Origin of the sequence: Enterobacter quasimori (assembly GCF_018597345.1) — a bacterium.
Taxonomy (GTDB): domain Bacteria; phylum Pseudomonadota; class Gammaproteobacteria; order Enterobacterales; family Enterobacteriaceae; genus Enterobacter; species Enterobacter mori.
Genome location: NZ_JAHEVU010000003.1, coordinates 682410 through 706477, shown reverse-complemented (window position 1 = coordinate 706477; position 24068 = coordinate 682410). Strand labels below are relative to the sequence as shown.

35 protein-coding genes are annotated in these 24068 nt (G+C 53.8%); 4 read left to right on the top strand and 31 right to left on the bottom strand.

What is annotated here, in order from left to right:
* Positions 1-27: 27 nt before the first annotated feature.
* Positions 28-543, bottom strand: coding sequence for a phage major tail tube protein (locus tag KK102_RS15480; RefSeq protein WP_007848874.1), 516 nt, complete (start codon positions 541-543; stop codon positions 28-30).
* Positions 544-552: 9 nt separating this feature from the next.
* Complete coding sequence (locus KK102_RS15475; protein ID WP_007848866.1) at positions 553-1725, bottom strand: phage tail sheath protein; 1173 nt, start codon at positions 1723-1725, stop codon at positions 553-555.
* A gap of 259 nt (positions 1726-1984) precedes the next feature.
* Here KK102_RS15475 and KK102_RS15470 point away from each other — a divergent pair, with 259 nt between their 5' ends.
* Complete coding sequence (locus KK102_RS15470) at positions 1985-2398, top strand: tail fiber assembly protein (RefSeq protein ID WP_048210629.1); 414 nt, start codon at positions 1985-1987, stop codon at positions 2396-2398.
* Here the strand turns inward: KK102_RS15470 and KK102_RS15465 are convergent.
* The 17 genes from KK102_RS15465 to KK102_RS15390 all read right to left on the bottom strand — a co-directional run bounded on the left by KK102_RS15465 (position 2370) and on the right by KK102_RS15390 (position 12229).
* Positions 2370-2804, bottom strand: coding sequence for a tail fiber assembly protein (locus KK102_RS15465; protein WP_063945935.1), 435 nt, complete (start codon positions 2802-2804; stop codon positions 2370-2372). The genes KK102_RS15470 and KK102_RS15465 overlap by 29 nt on opposite strands.
* 5 nt (positions 2805-2809) lie before the next feature.
* Positions 2810-4213, bottom strand: a complete 1404-nt coding sequence (locus tag KK102_RS15460; protein ID WP_216357956.1) for a phage tail-collar fiber domain-containing protein — start codon at positions 4211-4213, stop codon at positions 2810-2812.
* Positions 4210-4815 (bottom strand): phage tail protein I, encoded by a 606-nt coding sequence (locus KK102_RS15455; protein WP_216357955.1) that lies wholly within the window; start codon positions 4813-4815, stop codon positions 4210-4212. Before KK102_RS15455 ends, KK102_RS15460 begins: the two co-directional genes overlap by 4 nt.
* The gene (locus tag KK102_RS15450) at positions 4808-5716 is read right to left on the bottom strand and encodes a baseplate assembly protein (protein WP_150312768.1); all 909 of its coding nucleotides are present in this window, start codon (positions 5714-5716) and stop codon (positions 4808-4810) included. Before KK102_RS15450 ends, KK102_RS15455 begins: the two co-directional genes overlap by 8 nt.
* Positions 5703-6062 (bottom strand): GPW/gp25 family protein, encoded by a 360-nt coding sequence (locus KK102_RS15445; RefSeq protein WP_150312766.1) that lies wholly within the window; start codon positions 6060-6062, stop codon positions 5703-5705. The genes KK102_RS15450 and KK102_RS15445 overlap by 14 nt, the downstream gene beginning before the upstream one ends.
* Entirely contained in the window at positions 6059-6637 is a 579-nt protein-coding gene (locus tag KK102_RS15440; RefSeq protein WP_216357954.1) for a phage baseplate assembly protein V, read from the bottom strand. Before KK102_RS15440 ends, KK102_RS15445 begins: the two co-directional genes overlap by 4 nt.
* 68 nt (positions 6638-6705) lie before the next feature.
* Positions 6706-7152: a phage virion morphogenesis protein gene (locus KK102_RS15435; RefSeq protein ID WP_032642152.1), complete on the bottom strand. Its 447-nt coding sequence runs from the start codon at positions 7150-7152 to the stop codon at positions 6706-6708.
* Positions 7145-7576 (bottom strand): phage tail protein, encoded by a 432-nt coding sequence (locus KK102_RS15430; protein WP_014884898.1) that lies wholly within the window; start codon positions 7574-7576, stop codon positions 7145-7147. Before KK102_RS15430 ends, KK102_RS15435 begins: the two co-directional genes overlap by 8 nt.
* Positions 7539-7787 (bottom strand): Rz1-like lysis system protein LysC, encoded by a 249-nt coding sequence (lysC, locus tag KK102_RS15425; RefSeq protein WP_223195361.1) that lies wholly within the window; start codon positions 7785-7787, stop codon positions 7539-7541. Before lysC ends, KK102_RS15430 begins: the two co-directional genes overlap by 38 nt.
* Positions 7672-8100, bottom strand: coding sequence for an Rz-like lysis system protein LysB (gene lysB / locus KK102_RS22260; protein ID WP_244992563.1), 429 nt, complete (start codon positions 8098-8100; stop codon positions 7672-7674). Before lysB ends, lysC begins: the two co-directional genes overlap by 116 nt.
* The gene (locus tag KK102_RS15420; RefSeq protein WP_216357953.1) at positions 8097-8612 is read right to left on the bottom strand and encodes a lysozyme; all 516 of its coding nucleotides are present in this window, start codon (positions 8610-8612) and stop codon (positions 8097-8099) included. Before KK102_RS15420 ends, lysB begins: the two co-directional genes overlap by 4 nt.
* On the bottom strand, positions 8593-8808 hold the full coding sequence (locus KK102_RS15415; protein WP_014884902.1) for a hypothetical protein: 216 nt from the start codon (positions 8806-8808) through the stop codon (positions 8593-8595). Before KK102_RS15415 ends, KK102_RS15420 begins: the two co-directional genes overlap by 20 nt.
* 3 nt (positions 8809-8811) lie before the next feature.
* Entirely contained in the window at positions 8812-9015 is a 204-nt protein-coding gene (locus tag KK102_RS15410) for a tail protein X (protein ID WP_000868184.1), read from the bottom strand.
* Positions 9015-9482, bottom strand: a complete 468-nt coding sequence (locus KK102_RS15405; protein ID WP_014884903.1) for a head completion/stabilization protein — start codon at positions 9480-9482, stop codon at positions 9015-9017. The genes KK102_RS15410 and KK102_RS15405 overlap by 1 nt, the downstream gene beginning before the upstream one ends.
* A 98-nt stretch (positions 9483-9580) precedes the next feature.
* On the bottom strand, positions 9581-10234 hold the full coding sequence (gpM, locus tag KK102_RS15400) for a phage terminase small subunit (RefSeq protein ID WP_006777754.1): 654 nt from the start codon (positions 10232-10234) through the stop codon (positions 9581-9583).
* 3 nt (positions 10235-10237) lie between these two features.
* Positions 10238-11386, bottom strand: a complete 1149-nt coding sequence (locus KK102_RS15395) for a phage major capsid protein, P2 family (protein ID WP_016150809.1) — start codon at positions 11384-11386, stop codon at positions 10238-10240.
* A 15-nt stretch (positions 11387-11401) separates the two neighbouring features.
* A complete protein-coding gene (locus KK102_RS15390) occupies positions 11402-12229 on the bottom strand; it encodes a GPO family capsid scaffolding protein (RefSeq protein WP_048971705.1) in 828 nt (275 codons plus the stop codon).
* A 149-nt stretch (positions 12230-12378) separates the two neighbouring features.
* On the opposite strand from KK102_RS15390, the gene KK102_RS15385 reads away from it, so the two are divergent.
* Together KK102_RS15385 and KK102_RS15380 are read left to right on the top strand one after the other, a co-directional pair.
* On the top strand, positions 12379-14142 hold the full coding sequence (locus KK102_RS15385; RefSeq protein ID WP_216357952.1) for a terminase ATPase subunit family protein: 1764 nt from the start codon (positions 12379-12381) through the stop codon (positions 14140-14142).
* Entirely contained in the window at positions 14142-15191 is a 1050-nt protein-coding gene (locus KK102_RS15380) for a phage portal protein (protein ID WP_216357951.1), read from the top strand. The genes KK102_RS15385 and KK102_RS15380 overlap by 1 nt, the downstream gene beginning before the upstream one ends.
* Positions 15192-15827: 636 nt before the next feature.
* Here KK102_RS15380 and KK102_RS15375 read toward each other — a convergent pair.
* Positions 15828-16772: a DMT family transporter gene (locus tag KK102_RS15375; RefSeq protein WP_153677142.1), complete on the bottom strand. Its 945-nt coding sequence runs from the start codon at positions 16770-16772 to the stop codon at positions 15828-15830.
* Between the two features lie 55 nt (positions 16773-16827).
* Positions 16828-17160 carry a gamma-glutamylcyclotransferase family protein gene (locus tag KK102_RS15370; protein WP_126296544.1) on the bottom strand — a complete coding sequence of 111 codons (333 nt, stop codon included), beginning with the start codon at positions 17158-17160 and terminating at the stop codon, positions 16828-16830.
* 117 nt (positions 17161-17277) lie between these two features.
* Here KK102_RS15370 and gcvA point away from each other — a divergent pair, with 117 nt between their 5' ends.
* Entirely contained in the window at positions 17278-18180 is a 903-nt protein-coding gene (gene gcvA, locus KK102_RS15365; RefSeq protein WP_241235445.1) for a transcriptional regulator GcvA, read from the top strand.
* A gap of 132 nt (positions 18181-18312) precedes the next feature.
* Here the strand turns inward: gcvA and KK102_RS15360 are convergent, their stop codons facing one another.
* The 10 genes from KK102_RS15360 to KK102_RS15315 form a co-directional block, all read right to left on the bottom strand.
* Positions 18313-18546 (bottom strand): DinI-like family protein, encoded by a 234-nt coding sequence (locus KK102_RS15360; protein ID WP_126344995.1) that lies wholly within the window; start codon positions 18544-18546, stop codon positions 18313-18315.
* Positions 18547-18555: 9 nt separating this feature from the next.
* Positions 18556-18744 carry a hypothetical protein gene (locus KK102_RS15355; protein ID WP_063849403.1) on the bottom strand — a complete coding sequence of 63 codons (189 nt, stop codon included), beginning with the start codon at positions 18742-18744 and terminating at the stop codon, positions 18556-18558.
* A 155-nt stretch (positions 18745-18899) separates the two neighbouring features.
* On the bottom strand, positions 18900-21308 hold the full coding sequence (locus KK102_RS15350) for a replication endonuclease (RefSeq protein WP_216357950.1): 2409 nt from the start codon (positions 21306-21308) through the stop codon (positions 18900-18902).
* Entirely contained in the window at positions 21305-22162 is an 858-nt protein-coding gene (locus KK102_RS15345; protein ID WP_244992561.1) for a DNA adenine methylase, read from the bottom strand. Before KK102_RS15345 ends, KK102_RS15350 begins: the two co-directional genes overlap by 4 nt.
* On the bottom strand, positions 22159-22386 hold the full coding sequence (locus tag KK102_RS15340) for a TraR/DksA family transcriptional regulator (protein ID WP_000785510.1): 228 nt from the start codon (positions 22384-22386) through the stop codon (positions 22159-22161). The genes KK102_RS15345 and KK102_RS15340 overlap by 4 nt, the downstream gene beginning before the upstream one ends.
* Positions 22386-22619: a DUF2732 family protein gene (locus tag KK102_RS15335; RefSeq protein WP_001744223.1), complete on the bottom strand. Its 234-nt coding sequence runs from the start codon at positions 22617-22619 to the stop codon at positions 22386-22388. The genes KK102_RS15340 and KK102_RS15335 overlap by 1 nt, the downstream gene beginning before the upstream one ends.
* Before the next feature lie 67 nt (positions 22620-22686).
* Entirely contained in the window at positions 22687-23028 is a 342-nt protein-coding gene (locus tag KK102_RS15330) for a DUF5347 domain-containing protein (RefSeq protein WP_013098807.1), read from the bottom strand.
* Positions 22992-23192 (bottom strand): phage filamentation protein Fil family protein, encoded by a 201-nt coding sequence (locus KK102_RS15325; RefSeq protein WP_032442472.1) that lies wholly within the window; start codon positions 23190-23192, stop codon positions 22992-22994. The genes KK102_RS15330 and KK102_RS15325 overlap by 37 nt, the downstream gene beginning before the upstream one ends.
* 7 nt (positions 23193-23199) lie before the next feature.
* Complete coding sequence (locus tag KK102_RS15320; RefSeq protein WP_057060133.1) at positions 23200-23709, bottom strand: phage regulatory CII family protein; 510 nt, start codon at positions 23707-23709, stop codon at positions 23200-23202.
* A gap of 32 nt (positions 23710-23741) precedes the next feature.
* A complete protein-coding gene (locus KK102_RS15315) occupies positions 23742-23984 on the bottom strand; it encodes a Rha family transcriptional regulator (RefSeq protein WP_057060132.1) in 243 nt (80 codons plus the stop codon).
* Positions 23985-24068: the final 84 nt, after the last annotated feature.

Below are 24068 nucleotides of genomic sequence, written 5' to 3'. Positions count from 1 at the left end.
CGCGGCTGCCCGCGCCTTTAAAGTAGATCAGAGGCCCAGGGCGTTGCGGTGTTCTTCCATCAGGTCCACGCCATCAACGATTTCAATCATGTTGATCACATCAACCTCATAGAGCACCTCGCCGTTAATGGTCAGCTTCGCGTAGCTGTTGGTGCTGCTGACTTTTGTGGTGTTGCTCTCGCCGGTTTTCCATTCGCCGGAATCGACTTCTTTATGTCGCCCGCGCACAACCAGCTCAACGGCCTGCACTTCGCCGGTATCATCACGCTGAATGGAGCCGGTGAAACGCAGCTGGATACCGTCAACGGTGGCTTTACCCATCTGTTTGAATAACAGCAGTTCGGTGCCACCGATTGAAAATTCCGTGTCCAGCGCGCCATCATCCAGCCCCAGATCAACATCAGCCGAACCGGGCATACCGCCGCCGCGGTACTTTTCAAACTTGCGGCCGAATTTAGGCAGGGTCAGGGACTCAACAATCCCCTGATAGTTATTCCCGTCGTTAAACAGGTTCAGGTGTTTTAACTTGCGTGGTAAAGCCATATTGTCCCCTTACGCGCTGACCTGGCTGGAGAAATCCAGCAGATACTGATCGGTGATGCGCTGGCGCAGCATCAGGTTTTCCAGAGGCGGTACCGGCGTATAGTCGTAATCGATAGTGAGCTTCCCGGCTTTCAGGGAATCTTTATCGTTTACGGACTCATCCAGCCAGCAGTCGGCGCCGATGATGTAGCCCTGCGTTTTCAGGTTGCGCAGTTTGGCGCGAATACCTTCGATAATGTCGCGGGCCAGTGACGGGTTAAGCACGCCATCCACCGCCCACATATGCGCTTCGGCGATGGTGTCAGCCAGTACCTGCGCGGTGCGGGTGTAGTTTTCAAAGGCAAACAGTGGATCGTCACTGAGGCAACGGGAACCCCAGAAGCGGAAGCCGTCTTTGCGGATCAGCGTGGTGACATCGTTCTGGTTCAGCAGCCCCGCATCGGTTGCCGGGTCCTGCAAATCCCAGAACACATCAGCAGAAATGCCGGTGACGCCATTCACGCCCACGTTGGACAGGGATTTGTGCCAGCCGGTCTGTTCGTCAATTTTGGCACGCAGGCCAAGCGCACGGGCTGAGGCGTAAGCCGTTGCGTCAGCATTCAGCACGGTGTCAAAACTGATGAAATCAGGCCAGATCAGCATCCCCTCGCGCTGGCTGAAATTAGCGCGGTAGGCAATGGCCTCCTCTACCGTTTTGCAGCCGTAGGCGGACAGATAGGCGAACCCACGCAGACTCTGCGCCACGCTCAGCAGCTCAGTGGCAACCGCCTGCGTGTCATGCCCCGGCACGCCCAGAATGCGCGGCTTAACGCCGAGCTGAGACTGCGCAGATAACAGCGCTTTCATGCCCGTTTTTTTACCGTCAGCTGTCACGCCGCCGATAATGTTGGAGGTTGTCTCCGCTTCGGTTTCACCCTGAGCCACGCGCACAACGACGGTCACGGGTTTAGCCTGGTCGGCAATTGCATCCAGCGAGCGGGCCAGCGTGCCGGACTCGCCTGCTTTACCGCTGGCGGTCAGCACGTCGGTGAGCAGGACCGGTTTATTGAGGGGGAACACGGACGCATCTGCATCATCGCCGGTACAGACCATACCGACAATTGCCGTGCTTACTGTTGAAATGGGGCGGGTGCCATCGTTGACCTCAACGACGCGCACACCGTGGTGATAATCCTGAGCCATACGGCGAACCCTCCGGTGTTTAGGTTTCGCCCTATGGTGAATTGAATGGGCCGCGCAGACAGCTACGCGGCATTGTTCCCTTAATCACACAATACGCCCGCGCGGATACGGTTTGGAATGGCTCTCGTGCTACATCCTGGGGGATTGATATGGGCAGCACAACAGAATCAACAGTCTCATTTAGAGCGGTGATGACTACCGCAGGAACTGTCGCGGCAACTGCTGCAAGCGGAGCAATTTTAGCTATGGGGTATCTGGCATGAGAAAACTGTTTTTTAATCCAGAAAATAATGGCTTTTACGATACGCAATATAATTCCGTTATTCCTGACGGTTCGGTCGAAATTACACAGGATATTTATGATGAATTTTCGGGGGTATCCTGGCCGGAAGGTAAAATCATAGGGGCTGATAATGCGGGAATGCCTGCATGGATGGATGCACCACCGCAATCTGAGGAAGAATTAATTGCCGAGACTGAATCACAGAAGGCGCAATTACGCGCCGCTGCTGATTCTGAAATTGAATGGCGGCAGGATGCCGTTGATGCAGGGATTGCGACGGGAGAGGAAACCGCCGCATTAGCTGAATGGAAAAAATACCGGGTTCTGCTGATGCGTGTTGATACAGAAGACCCGGACTGGCCTACGCCGCCGGAGCAGCAGGCCAGTTAATATCTGGTGCGCTGGAGGTGTCCACAGCTTCCAGCGCATCAAGATAATCCAGCCATTGGTTATATTGCTCTTTCTCCGTGTCTTTTAGTCGGCCTAATGCCGCTTTGCCTGGCCATTGCTTACCGTTTATGTAGTCGTTGGCCTGACTAATCAGTACACTTTTCTGCGCTTCGGCCGCCACTACTTCCTCCTCATGTGTGGGAGGCGGGATCTCTCCCCATTCAGGTAAATCATCAGAGCCTGCCACACGAACCAATCCCTCCAGAGTTTTGTCGATATTGAACTCATCAAATTGTTCATCTGTTACATCCACCAGATCGTCAAGTTTCCAGCCTGCTGCTTCGTACCCAGGAACGGCACTTTCAACAAAAAATAAATTGAGTGATGGGCTGTATTTGTAAGTCATTATTTTTACCTTCCGATTGCCAGATAATGAACAGAGTTAGAGCTTGAAACAATTGAACCTGACCCGGTGTAAGCCTGGTTAATAAACTCGAATCCGGTCTTCGTCAAAGTCCCGAATTTTGTTTGGGGAGAATATAAGACCACTTCACCACTTGATGACTGAACAGCCCCAAACACAAGAATCGAAGCCTCGGTTGGGAATGGCGTTGAAAATGTTTTAGCTCCCGCGCCAGACGCAGAGCCAAATCGAAACTTAACCAGTGGCGTGTCAATGAAGCCAACCCCGAACGTCCAGGAGGACATATCTGGTATCTGATTCGCACCGGTTCCCACGTTCCGTTTTGCGGCTGTTCCCAAACCAAGGTATTCAATAATCCCATCAGCTGTTTTTCCAGACAACGTTGTCAGCGTGCTATCCAGCGGCTGCTTGCCTGCCAGTGCATTTGTCATGGTGGTTGCAAAGTTAGGATCGTTTCCTAACGCCGCCGCCAGCTCGTTCAGGGTATCAAGCGCCGCAGGTGATGAGCCAACAAGCGCAGCCAGAGCTGATTTTACGAAAGCAGTAGTGGCAATTTGCGTACTGTTGACAGTCTGCGCAGCCGTGGGGGCCGTCGGCGTTCCGGTCAGGGCCGGGCTTGCCAGTGGGGCTTTGAGTGCAAGCGCGTTAGAAATAGTGGTGCTGAAATTAGGATCGTTATTGATAGCCGCAGCAATTTCTTTCAGCGTGTCCAGCGTAGCCGGGGCACCATTCACCAGGGCGATCAGAGCCGCCTGCACAAACGCAGTTGTGGCAAGCTGAGTGGTATTGTTACCTGCAGCTGCAGTCGGGGCTTTTGGGGTGCCGGTAAACGTCGGGCTGGCTTTTTGCGCATATTGCGTATGCGGATCAGCTGCAGCAAGATGCGCCGCCATCAGCTCATCTACATACACCTTCAGTTCCAGCACCTTGTCATCCACATATTTGCGGGTAGCCAGCACTACGGACGGGTCAATTTTCAGCGTAATGTTATCGGTGCTGCTGGTAATCAGTACCATGCGCACTGTTTGCGTGCGGCCGCTCCCTTCTGCCAGCTGCGGTTTGTAGCTCTCCGGGCAGTTTCCCACTGCGATCAGCGCGCCCGTTTCATCGAACAGCCCAACTTCACGAATCCACCAACCGCCCTCAGTTTCAGGAATCACCTGCTCAGCAATAATCTGGCTGCTGTTCTGCGGATCGATGTAAAGCATGTTCAGGTCAGCGCGCCGCTTTTCGGAAACCAGCTTCGTCTGTTGTGCGCTGGGAGTTGGAAGCACGCCGCCGCCATCCCCCACCGCCATCTGGGTAATTTTCAGCGGCACACCGAGCGCGGCAGCGCTTGCCAGTTTCGCCGCGCCAATATCCGTCAGCAGGGTATAAAATTTTGCGCTCATGGGTTCACTCTCATTGTGTCGATAACATGGACGGCGCCGCCCTCGTAGGCAGTGCCACCTGAAATGATGGTTTCGTTGATATACGGGTAAATCGTGATTTCTTCGCCGGTGTAAGTGGCAGCCCCAACGAGATATGGTCCGCTCGTCTGCAGGTTTATGGACATGCCGATCAGATGCCGGCTGCAGGGTTTGGCGTCACCAATCAGGCGCTCCAGCTCCAGATAGGTTTCCTCTGTTATGCCCTGGTCCTGCACCCCGATATCCAGGCGAAACGTGCCCGGCGCCTCGCCGGTCTGCCACCATTCAATAATGCGGATCAGAAAGCCGAACGGCTCCACCACACGCCGCACAGCACTGGTTGTGCCCTTGTGCTGATGGATATAGAAAGCATCCTGCACCACACGGCGCTTCACGTTCTCCGCCCATCCTTCGTCCCAGCGATCAACCGAAAAGGCCCACGCCAGATACGGCAGAAACTTGACCGGGCATGTTGCGGGGTTCCATAAATCCCGCAGCGGCACCTGCAGATCGGAAATTCCGCTGCAGGTCTGAGCAAGTCGGCGCTCAAGCGGCGATGAACCAGGAGGAAGCAGACTATTCATCCGTTCCCCCGTTGGTTACGCTCCATTCCGTACATGAAGCGGCCTGTGTCTTATCCAGCACCACATCAGCGAGCGGCGAGGCCAGCTCGACACGCTGCACACCTTCAACATGCAGCGCGGCATAAATAGCACTGCGGCGAATATCGCGCCCCAGCCTCGTCTGGCTGGCGATATATTTCTGCAGGCTGGCTTTTGCCGCCTCCATCACCGGCTCAGCTTCTGGCCCCGGGTAAAGAAAGATCGTCGCATCCACGCTGTATGGAATAATTTCTGCGCTGCGCACCGTCAGACGGTCAGCAACCGGCCGCACGTTCTCACTGTTAAGCGCCTGTTCAACCACTGCCAGCAGGTCCGCCGCTGCCGTTCCGTCGCCCTCACGGCTCAGTACGGTAAGCACCACCTCCGCCGGTGCCGGGCTGGTTGCGCTGGCATCAGCCACTCGCCCGTCCGCGCTTTTGGCGTGAAACTCATAGGCCGCCGTCGGACCTGCAACGGATAGCCCCTCAAATGCAGCAGGAACACGCAGGCGCAGCGCCTCATCACTTTCCATTACCGCTTCGACCGGCGGCACCGCGTCGTTATCCGCAGGTGTAACCGTCAGCCGCTTCACGTTGTAGTTGGCTGCCATCTGATCGAGATCACCGCCAATGGCATAAGCCACCATGACCGCCTGCGCCGCCTCGTTAATGCGCTGGCGCAGGAGGATTTCACGATACGCATTTTCCTGCAGGAGCTTGGTCACGGGTTCAGACTCCAGCTCCAGCGTGCGCCTTACCGCGTCCTGCTCGTCTGCCGGATAAAGGGCCATAAACGCGGCTTTCCGTTCGTTTAGCAGCGTTTCAAAATCCGGCACATCCACTATCTGCGGGGCGGGCAGCTGGGAAAGGTCAATGACTGCCATTGTCTGCTCCTGTTGATACCGAAAGTGAAACCGGCGCGCCGTTATCACGCTGCCCGGTAAGCTCAACCACCATCGAACCATCAAAACTGCTGTTTATGGTGATGGAATCCAGGGTAAGCCGTGGCTCCCAGCGACTCAGTGCCACATAGACCGCAGACATTACCTGCAGGCGTAGCGCCGGGTTCTGCGGCTGGTCTATCAGTTCAGAAAGAAGCGAGCCGTATTCCCGCCGGGCAATACGGCTCCCCTGCGGGGTCAGCAGAATATCCCGGACCGACTGGCGCAGGTGGTCCGTGTCGGTAATAGACCTGCCGTTGCCCTGACTCATGCCGATATAAAGCGTCATACCGGGCCTCCTGATGTATCGCCGCCGGACTTAACGCCGGTATGGCCGTGATTATCGACAACGACCCCGTTGGAACTCATGGCGCCGCCGCCCTGGGTGACGCCACCATTGATCACCACCTCGCTGTTTATGCGCGTGTTGCTTGCTTCCACCACAAATTCCCCCGTTTTCAGGGTTATGTTATCTGCAGCCTCGATCACCATTGATTTGATGCCCCGCACATGCCAGCGGCCGGTCGCAGGTTCATATTCAAACCAGCCACCGTCCGGGTATTCCGTTACGCAGCCGTCTACTGAGTCCGACGGTGGCGCGAACTGGTTGGAATAGATCGCAGGTAAGGCAAAAGCGGTTTCCAGATTGCCGCCCATACTCAGCACCACCACCTGCTCATCCGGCGACGGGCACCACCATGTACGGGCACCGCCTGCGCGCAGTGTCAGCCAGTTAATCCAGTTGGTTTCAAGCTCGCCCACTTTCACCCGGCACAGCCAGTTTTCCCGATCCACTTCGGTTACGGTGCCGGTACGGATCAGGTTGGTGATAAGGCGCATGATTTCGGTTAGTTGTGCGTTCATAACGAAAGGTTGCCATCAGAGGGAAAAGGGAGGCAGCGTTGGGTTTTGTGTCGTCCGTGACACAAATTTCACTCCGACAGCCAGCGCAACAACGTGTCACGGGTGATAGTTTCCACCTCATCATTCACGCCCAAAAGACGGCGTGCCGGGTACCTGGCCTCCGGGCCGTTGCGTCTGACTCGATCACGCAGACCATAATGGTGAACACGGGCGATGCGCTGGACTTTCCCATCAAACTGCACGCTGGCAGAGTCCGCAGTGGCTGCGGTTTTCAGGTATTTAGTGGTACGCAATTTGGCGAACATCTGGCGCTTGATACGCCCCTTTTTACTTCTGGCCGTCACCCGGCGCGCCTCAAAGGCGGTGCCGTCTGGATTGCGCTGCAGCCTGATGTTTTGCTGTTGCGACCGGCGCAACTCCTGCGCCAGTTGTCGCATCATACGGTTGCGGGCTGCCGGTTCCAGATTCGCCAGCAGCGCCGCCAGCCAGTCATCCACCCTCTGCAGGTCATCCACGTTTCACCGTCCACATTTCTTCGGGTACGTCGGGTTCCGGCACCGCTTCTACGCTCGATACGGTGCCGTCTGTGCTGACAATCACGCGCTCCGTGAGCTGCAGATTGAGGCTGATATCACACAGATCGTTGCTCAGGATATCGACGTCAAAGGTAAAAAGTTTTTCGCGCAGCTCCGGGTTGTTGATAGCGTCCGGTTGATTGGTCATTAACCAGAGCAGCACGGGCGCCATCACTAAATTCTGGTTGCCGCTAAAGTCTTCAATCACCACGTTCAGGGTGTAGCGATATTCCCATGACATTGAACGGGCGCCGGTTGCGACCAGCGAACCGTTATCAACAAAAAGGTGCAGTTTGTCCGGGTTGTCACGGACATACGCCACCGATTTATTCAGGGCGTTGCGTAAGGACTGCGGCTTGTTCACTGTCTCGCTCCTGACACGCTATGATCGTGTCCACTTTGTCGGCACACACCGCCCAGGCGGCCTCAGTCTCATCAAGCACCTGGTTCAAATCCCCATTACTGCGCGGCGCTGACCTGTCCAGGCGGCATTGCGTCACTTTTGGACAACCACTCACGGTAAGCTGCACCTCCGGCGAGGGCCGGGCGCTCCCGCAGCCGGATAATGTCAGCAGGCAAAGGAGTGTCAGCCCAGCGGCGTAAATCCTCGTTTTCACGTTTTAGCTCCTCGATCCGGCGCTGGCGACTCCGCAACAGCGAGGAAGTCTCCTCCGCTGCAGCATAAAGTTGCATCTGCTCCCGGCTGTTGGTTTCGGTAAGAATGGACAGGCTGATGAGCTGGCTGTTTTTCTTCGCCAGCTCCTGCTTGTTCTTTTTAAGCGCCTCAGCCTGCGTCCCGATGGTGTGACCGGCATTGTTAAGCCGCCATGACTGCCAGCCCAGCAGTGCCAGCGCCAGAGCCAGGATCACCGCCAGCGCGCGCGTCATACCCCCGCCCCTTTAAGACACCAGGCAAGCTCACGGGCGCGCCTGTTTTCCAGCCCTTTATTCCGTTGACCATTTACATAAACCCAGCGGGGGAACTGGTTGCACGCCTGCCACCATTGCTGGCGATTGATGTAAGAAACCATTGTTGACCGGCAGATTGCCCCCGTTCCGACATTAAAACCGATACTGATCAGGGCATCGTAAACATGCTGAGGTGGCTTAACCTGCAGGCAGGCTTCAATCCTTTTTTCCGTCAGCAATACGTTATTAATCAGCCCCTGCGCGGCCTGTCGCTCCGTTATGGTTTTGCCCGGCACTACCCCGGACGTATTGCCGATCCCGTCAGTCCAGACCCCGGCGCTGCACTGGTATGGCTGGAGGCGACACCCTTCGAAATCAGCAATCAGTTTCAGCCCCTCGACGGAGGTATGAAGCGACTGAAAACCCGGCAGCGTGGCGGCAATCGCCAGCACCGCGCCGACCAGGCAACGCTTAACGATTGAAGGACTCATATTCCCCCCTGGATATTCTGCCGTCCCGCAGCAGCTGGTAGGCTTTCCAGCGTAAATAACAGGTCACCGCTGCAGTAATAATCCCCAGCGCAAGACCAGTAATGGTCGATACATCTTTAAGAGACAAATCGCCGAGCCATGCCAGAAGCAGGGCAACGCAGTAAGTGATAAAGGCGCTGATTCGTTCAAGCGTCATAGTTCAGTCCCATAACTGGACAGTCTGCGCAGTGGTTGACGCCGTAATGTCCGGCAGCTCCACCTGCAGCCCGTGCGGTAAAAAGGGGCCATATTCAGCCAGCCCCGGATTCGCCTGCAGCACCTGTTCAGTGACTCCCTGCGTGCGCCCGTAATGGCGCCAGCAGAGTGCGTCCACCGTGTCATACTGATGCGCACGCACTTTCATCAAATCAGCTCCACCGTCATATGCGGCATATCGCGCAGGCGGGACTCCGCCCAGCGCACATCGCGCCACAGCTCGCCTAAGGTTGTTTCGATATCTTCAGCTTTCTTGCTTCCGTCGCCGGTTGCGTCAAAATCGCGATAGCGCTCAACCAGGTTTGCTTTTGCCCAGCAAAACACCGCACGGCGATACAGCATGAGCCGCTGGCTTTCGCCGTCGATCACATCTGCAGGGACGTCGGCCAGGCTCGCATACCCCTGCGCCCGTTGTTTCTCGCGGAACTCATAAAGATCGGCGTTAACTTCAGCAATCGCTGTCAGCAACGCCAGACGCAGGCGCGGATCGGTGACACTCCCATCCATGCGCATATCACGGCGGAACTCTGAAACCCTGACATCAGGCCAGAAACTGGTGTTTTTAATAACGTCCTGGGTACTTTCCCCGGCCTGTTCCGGCGAAACGAATTGCATATTTCTGGCACTCCCAAATAGTTGGGCGGTGGACGGGGTTTTGACGCGGCATAAAGCCTGTCGCCACCCCGTGCCGCCCCGCGCGTTGGCACGATTCGTTAAGCCGACATTGCCTGTCGCAATCGGCTTTCAAGCTTGTTGATTTCGGTTTTGACGCCAGAACTGTTATCCAGCTGCAGGGCACGCTTCAGATGGTTAAGTGCCGCCACTGCCTGATCGTTATCCCGCAGCGCGTAGCCCATCGCCTTATGAAGTCGGGCGCGGGACTGATCCGGCATATCCTGACCTTCAACGATATCGAGCACCTGGGTAAGAATGGCGGCACTGAATGATTCACCGGCAGAAAAAGCGCGCATTGCCGCGTCGGCAAACTCTTCCGCAACAGCGGTCCCGCAGGTCCGGTTGAATCGCTGCGGCAGGACCCAGCCGTGTTTAATGGCATGACGGGCAATGTCCAGCGCGCCGGTATAGTCTCCGGCATCAATGCGCCAGATCATGACGTACATCGCCACGTCGTCCTGGCCTGACGCGTCAGCATCCAGTAAACCGGCAATCCATGAGGCATAAGCGGGAAGAAACTCACGTTTGAGCTGAGCCTTGCGCTCATTTGACTGGACGGTTTTAAGGCGCCTGCGGTGTTCTGTCAGCTGTAACAGCATCTGGTTGTAGCCCGTCAGGCTGGCATTACTGCCGCCCTGCCGGGCGGCATCCTGTGCCTGTACATACTGAGTGTGAGCACGGAACGGATTCATTTATCACGCTCCGGCGCCAGCACCGCCAGCTGCCTGCGCATCAAGCGCGCCTTTCACCGCTGCCGTGACGATTTCCTGGATGGTTTCAGTTGTCAGCGCTGGGCTGGCATTGCCACCTGCCTGCACGGGCAACAGTTCGATGTTCTCAACCAGGCAAACGCCGTCGTAATCTTCGACAACATACGCCTCGTTAACGGACTCGAAGTTCTCCACGCGGTCACGCTTCGGATTGTCGATGACCGAACGGCGGCGGGAGCCTGATTGCCAGTAAATAGACAGGTTATCCAGGCGGGTGATCAGCATGGCATTCGCCGGGAAGAACGGCGCACGAACGGCCGGGAGGTTGCCGATACGCTTCTGGCTGACGATAAGATCTGCCGCCAGCGTTTCGCTGTTTGGCTGGTCACGGTTGACGATCGGGAAATATTTATCCGCCAGCAACTGGCGCCCGACGATAACCACAAGCTCCGTATCTTCCTGATACCACGGCGCGATTTTCTCATTCACGGCGCCCATAACCAGCGCGTCCAGATTCAGGAAATCACCGCCTTTACCGACACGGATAGTCTGAGAAATAACCTCGCCTTCGGACACGATCTTATCCATCACCTGAACGGGTTTCTCCTGGCGGATTTTTTCCAGCCAGCCGATATTCACATCCTGCAGCAGTGGATAGGTCGCGCGGTCTGACGTTTTTTCACGCTTCACGCCGTTGAAGCCGATCATGATGCGGTCAAGAGCCTGGCGGGTAATGATGGCGTCACGGATGCGCGTCTGGAAGTCCTGGAATTTGGCCCATAAATCCAGCTTCGCATAGGGCAGCGCCGTATCAGAGTTGGTCTGGGTACACTTGTACCCTTCACCGTCGATGTAAGTCGGATCAACGGGTTCACGGTCTTTCTGGGTGGTATCAGTATTTCCGGCAATACTGGAACCAATACCCAGCCCCAGACGCTCGCCGGACTGCTCATCAACCGGGATAATGTTGATTTTCTGCAGGAACGAGGAAGACTCCTGGATTTTCGTTTCCAGCGTCTGCGCCACTGACGGCTCAGCCGTATATTTCGAGGCGATATCGCTCACAGATACGCCGTTGAGTTTGGCGAGCTGCGTCAGATAGCCGTTGAATTTAAAACGTGTCTCTTTTTTCATTGTGCTTTTGCTCCGTCAGCAATCGGTGGTTTGTTCTGCGCCGTTATTGCCGGTCGCATTAGGGCGGCGTTCGCTGCGGCTGTCCTGAGTGGAAAGCTGCTCACGCAGGGTGGAGAGTGCGCTGGTTGTCTCATCAACAACCTTTTGCATATCGCTCAGCTTGTTACTGAAATCGGTCTGATGGGTGCTGACCTGCTCCGCCAGCGTCTGATGCTCACGCGCGATAGTTTCAACAGCCTGATTCACATCAGCAAAGCGGGCGTTATCATCGGCGCTTTTGCGGGACAGCAGCTCTTTCACGCGGGTAAACAGGCTGGTTTTTTCCGGCACGTCCTCAAACTCGATCAGCGTTTCAACAGCAGCGGTAAACAGGTTGTCTTTGTCCAGCTTGCGGCGCGCCAGTGGGTTATGTTCTGCGCTGGCACTGAACTGCAGCATTTCAGTGCCGAGGCTTGCCGGATCGTCAGTAATCGCCAGGCCAACCAGATAAGCGGAGCCGGTATCGGCAAAGCTGGTGTTAACTTCCATTGAGGTGAAAAGCTTCTGCCAGTTGCTGGTCATCGTGACCAGATCGTCAGTCGGGGCAATCCAGCCATACAGCGCCATTTTCCCGGATAATGCCCCTTCGGTGATTTCTTCCGCTTCCAGCTTTTCCACCATGCCAAAACGACGGAAAGGCCCATCAGGGGTGAAGCCCTTGATGTGTTCCATATTGATCAGCGCGGTGTATACCTGCGGGTTATAGCTCGCCGCCATCTGGGTGAGCCATTCACGCTCAATAACGCGCCCGTCAGTAGTGGCCCCTTCGACCCCAATACGAAAACGCTTAGATTTTTTTGCCATCGGTCCGGCTCCGGTTAGTTAGTTCGTAACACGTTCAGAGCCTTATGTTTGCGGTGATGGGCGCGTGTAAACAACGCGTTGGGCTTGTGCGAACTCCCACACAATGCGAAGCCGGGGAAAGTGCTGATTTGAGGCCGTATGTTTGTGCCATGACAACACTGACCCCCGCAGACCTCGATCCCCGTCGTCAGGCAATGCTGATGTACTTTCAGGGATACCGCGTAGCCCGCATTGCTGAAATGCTGGGCGAGAAAGTTGCAACCGTTCACAGCTGGAAAAAACGCGATAAGTGGGGCGAATATGGCCCGCTGGATCAGATGCAGCTCACCACCGCCGCACGTTACTGCCAGCTCGTCATGAAGGAGCAGAAGGAAGGAAAGGATTTTAAAGAAATTGACCTGCTGGCGCGTCAGTCCGAACGACAGGCCAGGATCGGCAAATTTAACAATGGCGGGAATGAAGCAGACCTGAACCCCAACGTGGCCAACCGCAATAAAGGCCCGCGCAAACCGCCGGAAAAAAACCTGTTTACCGACGAACAGATCGAAAAGCTGGAAGAGATTTTCCGCGCCGGTATGTTCGAATACCAGCGCCACTGGTGGGACGCTGGTATCAAACACCGTATCCGCAACCTCTTAAAGTCACGCCAGATCGGTGCAACCTACTATTTCGCCCGTGAAGCGTTGATAGACGCCCTGACCACGGGCCGAAATCAAATCTTTCTGTCAGCGAGTAAAGCCCAGGCACACGTTTTTAAACAGTACATCATCGACTTCGCAAAAGAGGTGGATGTTGAGCTGAAAGGCGATCCGATGGTGCTGCCTAACGGCGCCTGTCTTTACTTCCTCGGTACAAATGCCCGTACCGCGCAGAGCTATCACGGCAATCTGTATCTTGATGAGTATTTCTGGATACCGAAATTCCAGGAGCTGCGCAAGGTGGCCTCCGGTATGGCGCTGCACAAAAAATGGCGCCAGACCTATTTCTCTACACCTTCCAGCCTGACGCACAGCGCCTACCCGTTCTGGTCTGGCGCCCTGTTCAATAAAGGGCGCCCGAAAGCCGACAGGGTAGAATTTGACCTTTCTCACAGTAGCCTGGCGCACGGCGTTTTATGCCCTGACGGCCAGTACCGCCAGATAGTCACCATTGAGGATGCCGTAAACGGCGGGTGTAACCTTTTCGACCTGGACCAGCTGCGCCTGGAGTACAGCCCGGACGAATACAACAACCTGCTGATGTGTCAGTTCGTTGACGACCTGGCGTCCGTGTTCCCGCTGGCGTTGCTGCAGTCCTGCATGGTTGACAGCTGGGATGTGTGGGACGATTTCGAACCGCTTTTACTGCGTCCGTTTGCATTCCACCCTGTCTGGATCGGCTATGACCCGGCAAAAGGAACGCAGAACGGTGACAGCGCCGGTTGCGTGGTCATTGCGCCTCCCGTCGTCCCCGGCGGTAAATTCCGTATCCTTGAGCGTCACCAGTGGCGCGGGATGGACTTCCGCGCCCAGGCCTCAGCGATTGAGGAAATCACCAGACGCTACAACGTGACCTACATCGGTATTGACTCGACCGGCGTTGGCGATGGCGTTTACAAAACGGTTAAGCAGTTCTTCCCTGCCGCGCGCGAGTTTGTCTACAACCCGACCGTAAAAAATGCCCTGGTGCTTAAAGCCTACGACATCATCAGCGGGCGCCGTCTGGAGTTTGACGCGGGGATGCTGGATATCGCGCAGTCCTTTATGTCCATTCGCCGCTCAACCACCGCCAGCGGCAACCGGCCAACCTACGAAGCAGCCCGCACAGAAGAAGCCAGCCATGCGGATTTAGCCTGGGCAACCATGCACGCACTTTATAACGAACCACTGGCAGGAGCTTCCGCCAGTACCAGCAACATCGTGGAGATTTTTTAATGGCTAACCGCAAAAACCGCAGCAAGGCACCGCGCGGCCAGACCGCCACCGATACGGCCAACATGGTCAGTAATGCACATGCGGAGGCGTTTACGTTTGGCGATCCGATCCCCGTGATGGACCGCCTGGAGTTATTTGATTACCTGGAGTGCGTTCAGGTAGACCGCTGGTACGAACCACCGATCAGCATGGATGGCCTGGCGCGAACTTACCGCGCCGCCGTGCATCACTCCAGCGCTATTCAGGTAAAACGCAATATTCTTACCAGTACCTTCATCCCTCACCGCTGGCTGTCTAAACAAGCCTTTTCCCGGTTCGCCCAGGACTTTTTGGTATTCGGTAATGCCTACCTTGAAAAACGCATGAACCGGTTAGGGCAGATCATGGAGCTGCGCGCCTCGCTTGCCAAATATACCCGTCGCGGCATTGACCCGGACACCTACTGGTTTGCACAGTATGGCCACAACTCACAGCCCTATCAGTTCGATGAGGGAAGCGTGTTTCACCTGATGGAACCCGACGTTAACCAGGAGCTTTACGGGATGCCGGAATACCTCTCCGCCATTCCCTCTGCCCTGCTGAATGAATCGGCCACGCTGTTTCGCCGTAAGTATTACCTAAACGGTAGCCATGCTGGTTTTATCATGTACATGAGCGACCCCGCCGCCGATCAGAAAGACGTGGACAACATACGAGAATCGCTGAAAAAATCGAAAGGGCCAGGCAACTTCCGCAACCTGTTTATGTACAGCCCGAACGGCAAGAAAGACGGCATTCAGATCATCCCGCTGTCAGAAGTCGCAGCGAAAGATGAGTTTCTTAACATCAAGAATGTGAGCCGTGATGACATGCTGGCAGCTCACCGCGTGCCGCCGCAGCTGATGGGGATTATTCCAACGAATACCGGCGGGTTTGGCGATGTGGAAAAAGCGGCGCGCGTTTTCGTTCGCAACGAACTTACCCCCCTGCAGGGCCGTATCACAGAAGTTAACGAGTGGCTGGGTGATGAGGTGATACGCTTTGACCCCTACCTGACCGATGAAGACTGACGCTCAGCCGACCAACCTTTAATATTAACCGCCCTTCTCCGGGCGGTTTTTTTATTCCCTTACGCCCTGCCCCACCATCAGAGCGCCTCAGCGCCTCGCTGAGCGCTCCTACACTTTCGCCACCTGGCAGCTCACGACGAAACGCAGCGCCTCACCACGACGCAGGCGCGCACGACCAGCCACAAAAAATGACCATGCCCGCCAGACATTGAGGCCCCAAAACCGCGATTAACCCCAAAACCGCGCGCTCGTAGCCCCGCCACGCCTGCCCGCTTTATGGAGCGGTTTTCATGCAGGTGCATGACATAAGCAAAAGCCCGCCAGAACTGGCGGGCCTGCATCAAAACGATCCTCAAACGATCATGCGATCTCATGCGGCATAGTCATGCACTGACGAGAGAAGTGGATGCGCTCATCTAAATCACGGTTTTAAAACGCAGATGAATTGAAAAGGTTTAAGGTCTGCTATGAGCGAGAAGCAGACATAAATCGGGCTAAAGATTTATGCATTATGGATGATTTATTCTTTGCATTAGAGCCTGTAAAGCGTACTAGCATCTTTGGTCGTAAAATCAGCCATCTCTGAACATGCTCGCTGAAATCGTCACATTACCTGTAATAATCCGACAGTCATCTTTATTTTTTAACTAACCCAGTTAAAAATCTCGACCTGAACCAGGACCAGCCGCTAACGATACTTATGCCACTCAGAATTAGCATCGATCCAGAAATAAACCCTGGCTGTAGCTGTTCTCTCAAAATAAATATTGCTGTAATGACCCCAAATAAAGGAGTCATGAATGAGAGAACACCGAGCTGAGATGCCATGTATTTCCGCATTAAACTGTACCAGGCTAAATAACTCAGAAAGCCAACTATTACGCTTTGAAAGATTAAACTAATAATCCCGAAGGTGCCGGGTACAAAGTGATTTTGGCCGGAGAAGTATGAGTAGGTTGATAAAACTAAAACACCCCCTGCGAGCTGGAAAAAAAGCGTATGAGAAGCCGGCGACTCACTAAGAGATGAGCATCGGACGAGTACGGTAGTGGCTCCCCATGACAGGCCAGCAAATAAACCCATTATATCTCCTGCCAGAGTCTGGCTGGAACTATCCCCTGAAGCACTACCTGTCAGAAACGCAACACAAATCCCTGCAAATGTAATTGCTATCCCTATCCATTGCGGTGCACTTAGTCGTTCATCGCGCCTTAAAAACTGTAGCCCCAGAGCAGCAAAAATTGGTGCGGTGTATAGGAATACTGACATGTGCGATGCCGACGTATATCGCAGCCCTTCAGCAACAAACAGGAATTGCAAACCAAAAAGTATGCCCACAGCTCCCCCGGGAACTACGCATATAGCAAAGTTTCTTAGAGACGTTTTTTTTAGAATAAACAATAAACATATAAGGCCTGCAGCAGCTCCACTTCTAATTGCTACCTGTAGAACTGGAGAAATTTCATTGGCTACGCTTTTAATTGCAACCTGCTGAGTTCCCCAGATAACGCACAGCAAGGTCATGACCAGTGTGGCATAAGCGTCGATCTGTTTTCGCTCTATTGTCACTTGATTGTCCATCAAACCGATTTATTTAGGGTGCACTGGGCATTGTTTAACTCGCCCACTGCGGGCCTCATAATTTATGCTTTAGCATATAGATACACGATTGCACTGTCTGACCGGTTAATGTGGTTACCTCTACCGGAACACGTTCATATTCAGAACCTTCGAACTCATCAAGCATGTGCCAGTGATTTTGCAAATTCTCAGACGTAAAAAGAAAACCCTGTACACGGTTACCTGAACTATCCAGTACGATCCCCGGATAACCCATTTCTGCGCCCCAGCCTTTATCTACCAAAGAACCGCCAACGTGACCTTCCTGCCATGTCCCCCCGATATTCTCAAGGATATGAGCATTAGGCCGACCCGGGCCGAGTGTCCCGTAAACAAACAAACTTTCCATCGTTCCTCCGGTTGGCATTATGGAAATGAATAACATTCTTTTCGTAAAGTTTGATTGCGGGCCTCTGGCCTGACAAATCATTTGTTCTCACAACACGCGTGAATTATTATCACGCATATGATGTACGATCGCCTTCCACCACTACAGACTCTGCGCGCTTTTGAAGCCACTGCCCGCCTCTCCAGCATGACGCTGGCGGCTGCGGAGTTGCACGTTACGCATGGCGCGATAAGCCGGCAAATCCGGAAGCTCGAAGAGCATCTGGGGTTAAAGCTATTTATCAGGCTGACACGGCAGATCATTCTGACGGAGCAAGGGGCTGAATTTCACCATGTGGTTACCCGTCTTTTGAGTGACTTAATGAGGGAAGCTGAGCGCCTGCGTGGAAGAAACCAGATGAAGAGTTTGCGTATAAGTACAACGGTTTCATTTGCCAGCAAGTGGTTAGCACCGCGTCTCAGCCGTTTTAGGCAGAGATATCCAGAATTTGATATTGAACTGGATGTTACTGACATCAATGTGGATCTTAATGATGGTCAGGTAGATGCTGCCATTCGGTACGGCCTTGGCAATTATCGAGATGTTTCGTCTAAACGTATGTTCGATGAAACAGTTACCCCTGTCTGTAGCCCAGATTTTCTTAAGAAACATAATGGACTGACAGAGATTAAGGGACTTTTAAACTGCGTTCTTCTTCATGAGTACAGAATGCTGGCTAACTGGAAGGCATGGTTTGAGATGGCCGGAGAAAAAAATTATAGCTGCCAGCAGGGGCCCTTATGGACTCTTGGCAGCATGGCGACTGAGGCTGCTATACGTGGCGAAGGTGTTGCTCTGGGACGCAGTGTTCTGATTGCGGATGATTTAGCTGCTGGAAGGCTTGTTGTTCCCTTTCCCCAGTACAAACTTAAGGCGGAGCGGGGATACGATTTAGTCTACCGTTCAGATGATCAAGATTCATTTAAAATATGCATTCTAAAACAGTGGCTCTCTGAAGAATTGAGCTCTCTGAAAGATTGAATGCTGTCTAAAAAAGTCCGCTATTGGCACAAAGCGGACGACCATTTTCAAGTGGCCGTCGCCCCTAACGCCTCGTTTCACTCGTTGTTCAACCTTACCCCCATCAGAATGAATTCTTTCGGGGGCAACGTTTCAGTGTAACCAGCTGTCGTCTTCCCAGACCTGCTGCAGAATTTCCATTACACGTTCTTTATCTTCAGCCTGTCTTATCCCGCTAAGTTCAATACCGTTGGCGCTGCCCTTGCGGATTCGGATAGCTGTTTTTGGGTAGAGGGGGCGCAAATATCGGTAAAGCTCGGATTCAAGTGCTTCTAACAGCGCCTGACTAATTTTCTGCTCTTTATCGATCATTATTTCTATGCGCATAGATTCCCCCTAACTGGTAGCGTCCATTGTGCGGCTGTACTCATGGTTACGTATTTTTGCCATCAGCTCGTCAGTCAGCTCAGAAACCCACTGAATTGCCAACCGCTTTTCTTCGTCGCTGCAATCGCTTGCCGCCACCAGTTTTAAGAAAAAATCAATGCGCTGAAGTTTCAATGACTCCAAAAGATAATCCTGCATTTTCCCTCCTTTTACGGCCACCTACACAATCTAACTGTATGTATATACACTGTTTATATATACAGTATAGTACCAATTTCTAAATGTAAAACGCTTTTTGGCCTTCAATAAGAAAGACCTGATATGAGTCAAAAACAGAAAAAAATTCCGATGTGTCAGTAATACTGACGCCATTTGTCATCCTCACGCAGCCGCCCGTTCTGGTAAAAGATGCGCAGCCCTCCCCCAGACGGAAGGCTGCCGCCGCGTAGGAGTAAATTCACCTCATACTCGCTGCCATTGAAGCCTCTGGAATGCAGCTCATACTCCAGTTGCAGGCGCTGCTGCTCAGAAATATCCTGCTTGTAAGCCTTTCTTCGCTTCGGTTTTACCAGCCTGAGCCGGGCAACCAACTCCCGCCTCTCCTTTTTTCCCATTCCATGCAGGTAATCCTGCAGCGCCTTTTCCTCCATGTAAGTAATATCCGGTACTTCACCCCCTGTCTGGTTCAAATTTTCAACAGGGGGACAGTTATTGCCACGAGTCCAAGGGGCGCAAGCGCCCTGGTCGGCTGCCGCCTCCTGAACATCAACGGCCTTACGAACCTTTTTCCACTTTACCGCGTGCGTGCAAATCTTGCCCTCTGCAATCGGGGACCAGATTCCATAGATACGGATACCGTGATCTCCGTAGGTGCTCGGCTCGTCGTTAAGCTCATAAGCCGTGCGGATAAGGTGATGTTTGCGGGGAACCAGCACACCGCCCTGCTTCATGATGTAGGTGGCAAAGCAGCCCGCATCAGCTGCCGCCAGTACCGCATCCAGACGCGGGTTATCCAGTACCGGTGCGCCCGCTTTGCGTTCGCCCTGCACTCTCGCCGCCTGACCAGCCAGCAAGCGCAGCTCGCGGTATGCCTGACGCCCCGGAATACCAAAGAAACGAAATTGCTGGACACGGTGCAGTGACGCCCAGGCGCTGACATGCTCGGCGCTGTCACGCAGTGATCTGCCGGTTTCTTTGCTGATTTCTTTAGCCAGCCCGCGCCCATCGATGTTCTTGCTGATGTATTTAGCGATATAGCTGGTCGGTGTGCCCTTGCGCGGGTTGATAAGCTCGGACTTGAAACGCGGCCCCGTATTGTTGCCCAGCTCCTCGCGGTCTTCGCGGATGGCAAACTTGCGCAGCATCGCAGTGATGGAACGGCGGTCTTTTTTGCGCATAAAGCACAGAAGATGCCAGTGCACGGTGCCGTCATGGTGCGGCTCTGCCACACGGACGCCATACCAGCGAAGACCCGCCTTGTGCATTGCCTTGCGGAAAGCGGCGAACGTATCAACCAGATAGTCACTGCTCTGCCGGACGGTGGCGCTGGTCCACTTCGGATTAGGTCTGCCGTTGTTGAGGGTTGCGTGGAAGCGTGACGGGCAGGTGATGGTATAGAACACTGCGCAGTCTCCGCGCATTTCCGCTATCAGCTCCAGTCCCTTAACACAGGCCATCATTTCATTACGGCGGTGTGCCGGGTTGCTGTTGCTGGCGTTCACCACGTCTTCCATGTCCAGCGTGTCACCGTCTTCGTTGACCAGCTCATGTGAGCGGAAGAACTCCAGCGATTTGCGGCGCTGCTCGCGCTTGTGGATCACGGCTTCATAGCTGACATACGGGGACGCTTTTTTGTTGACCAGGCAGACAGCACGCAGCTGTTCCTCCCGCCACTCGCAGCGCATCTGCCACAATTTGCGATACCACCAGTCCGCGCACAGCATCCGCGCCAGCGACGGTGGGATCAGTTCATAGGGCACCGGCTTGCGTCGACGCTTTTTGCGGCGTAACTGCTCAAACGCAGGCGGGATGATCTCAAGGCGCATCGCCTCTGCTGCAACCCTTTCCCATGCCTGGCGGATTTCTTCTGGTTTAACATCGTCGCTGACAAACAGATCACCGCAGGCCGCATCAAGACACATGCTCATATGAGCCGCAACCAGCGTGGAAAGACGCTTGACCTGATCCTGATTCATTTCAGGCAGTACCAGCAGCCCCTCCAGCCCGTCATGACTTGCCATGAACCGGAAAGAGGCAGATACCTGACTGTCACGCACGCGCTCCAGCCGCTCAAGACACGGCCTGATTGTTTCGCGCAGGTAGCGGGAATAGGCTTTTGCTCTGCCCAGGCTATGGAAATATTTAATCCGCTCCAGCAGAGGCTTGCTGATATGGGACGGCATGGCGTTAACGTCAGCCAGAATGACCAGATCGGGATTAAAACGCTGCTGCTCGCGCGCCATTTTGGCACGACTAATCAGCCGGTCCTGCTCCATTTCGCGCTGGACAGGATCACGGGATTCATTGAAGAAATAGCGTTCCCAGACCTCATCGCTCAGCGCCTCACGGCGCAGCTGCTCCTGCTCGTTATCCGCAGCGTAAAGAGCAATCAGGTTTGAAAGCGCAGACTCCGGCGCAACTTCCGCCGGGTCCAGATATGGGTTAACCGCTTTTTTGGGGTTATTCCATGAAAAGGCCACGGCGGCCTCATTCGAGCCGCCGGTGGTTGCTACATTGTGGGACGCGAACTTACCTACCGTCACGCCCGCACCTCTAAAATAACCGAGCACACATCCCCGTGTGTGGAATAAACCCGGTTAAAGCGGGTAGCTCCTGAAACAGCGATGATTTCCACGGCGGACTTACCATCACCGGCAGCCACGCCCATGCTGCGCTTTGCCGTCAGCCGATAGCGGGAGAAATTACGATAGAGAGAACGGGTCAGGGATGTGTCGCTGTTGGACACGATAACCGGATGACCTTCTGATGACCGGCGCTCAAGAATAGACGCCAGATGATACTGGTCGTCCTCTGTAAAACCGGCAGTGTGATAACCGCTAAATGTACCATCGTATGGCGGATCACAATAAACAACATCACCAGCCTGCAGCAGTGCCAGTGTTTTATCATAGCTGGCACAAATAAACGTTGCGCGTTGAGACTTTTCAGCAAAAGCGCGTATTTCATTTTCAGGGAAATACGGATTTTTATAATTACCGTAAGGAACATTAAAATGACCGCTCAAGTTATAGCGGCACAGCCCACGATAACCATGACGATTGAGATAAAGGAAATATACTGCTTTCATGAAATCAGTAATTTCAGAGGAATGATTAAATTCATGCCTAATGTTGTAATAAGCAACTTCTCTATTCGCAATCGCAAAAATATTTTTTGCGCGTGATATGAAAGCTTCACAATCAAGGGCAATTTTTTTATAGAGATTGATAAGATCTGGATTAATATCCGCGACAAGATAATGAGGATAGTCTGTCGCCATCATCACAGCGCAGGAACCCGCAAAAGGTTCAACCAGTCGCGGACCAGCGGGAAGGTGCTTAATCAGTTCCGGCATGATGGCGGTTTTATTTCCCGCCCATTTCAGGATGGTGCTCATACAGCACCTCCATTGTAGTGTTTGCCTTTCAGCTCTGCGATTTCCTGACAGGTGACGCAGCACTGCACGCCCGGAATGGCGCGGCGGCGTGCTGGCGGGATCGGTGCATCGCAATCAATGCAGAGAACACGGGAAACGCCCGGTGTTTTATTGCGGGCGGTGTGGATGTGGCGCTGGCGTTCTTCTTCAACGCGCTGCTGTACAAGGTCCATTGAATCAGCCATCAGTGGATCTCCTGCGCTTCGTTCTGAATCTTCACAGCTTCCTGACGCAGCAGCTCAGCCGCTTCCGTGTGGTTAAGCTGACGTGACACGATACGAGCAGCTAAAGAATCCAGACGCGCAGCCATCACATCTGCGCGTCCCCGGCGTTCTTCTTTGCGTGCCTCAGTCAGCAGCAGGTTGAGTCCAGCATCATCTGGTCCGGTTTTAGTGGTACGGGTTTCAATATTTCGCATCGTTGTTTCTCCTGAATTTGGGCAATAAGAAGCCCGGCGGGTTTACGCCATTAATTTCTGTTGTGGATTAATTCGGCATGGTTAGCCGTTTGGGAAATAAGCTCACCACTGCACGAAAATGATTCATTGCTTTCACCAGTTCCCGCTTTTCGTCAGTAGTCAGATCACTAATATTGACGCCGTGACGTTCTGCCGGAATTTTTGCCATATAAAAAATGGCTGCCAGTGCCCGCTCATTCTGTTTATTATTTACGTCGCGTGGGTCGCGCATATCTTTAATAAACCTTTCAAGCTCCGGCTCAATATTCAGACCAAACACTTTAGCCCTCAATTCCGCAATATGGTTCAGTCCATCCAGGCGTTTACCGGGGCTTAATGGAACAGTCGCCGTAGCGCCTTCAATAGCCATGATTTCCCCTGTTTGGTTGTGGACAGGTCAGCCAGCAGTTCATCCTGAGAGCGGCACGGGTGCCAGCGCTTACCATCCTTCCCCATGATCCAGCCATGACCGTAGTGCATTGCCGGGCTTTGCTTTACAAGAAGTGACGCGAAAGATGGTTCTTTAGTCAGCATAACCACCTCAGATCAGGCCGAACGAAGCGCCGAGGCCCGTCACGGTATCCACCGCGCTTGCCATCGCCGGGTTAGCCTGCAAACGCGCCTGCATGGAAACGGCAGCCAGTGCCATCAGACGAGTTACAGAGTTAATACTGCTGATAACATCGCGGCGGCCTGCGGTGGTTTTCACATCACCCGATACGGCACCGGCAGCAACACGTCCGATTTCAGCAGTAGCGCTCATGACGTAATGCGGCAGCTTCTCTTTTGCCACTTCGTTCATCGGTACACATGGCAAGCAGTGAATCTGAGCCAGAAAGCCGTCAACCAGCGTGGAGTCCTCAGTAAGATCGGTAAGCAGCCAGATTTCCGGCGGCGTCAGTTGATGTGGCTGGTCCGGGTTCAGCTTGTTGCGCAGAGTCTGAACATTCATTCCGGCGCGTTCCGCCAGCTTCGCCATATTGTGACGTAGTGCGAAAGCCCGGCAGGCGTCGTCAAAGTGCGGATGTTTGGAAATCTTATAATCAAACATGTGAGCCTCTTCGAAAGTTCTCATAATTGAACTCACTGACCAACAACAACGCGGAAGTTGGAATGACCAAGGGACTCGCGAACCTGATCGGTTTTGTACATAAGATAACGCAGGCTTACGCGTCCCTTGTTTTTATCCTTTTTAACCATGTATTTAGCCAGCTGACCATGGTGAATTTTTTGATACACAGAACCGCGTGAAATGCCTTCCCATTCGGCAAATTCCGCAGGCGTAGCCATCTCTTTTGGTACACGAATTGAAATATCTGTGCTCATAGTGCAGTATCTCTTAGTTTGTTTTCGTTTCATCTCGTTTTATGTGGTTTGGTTTTGCTTTTCAAACCATGAGCGGATATTAGG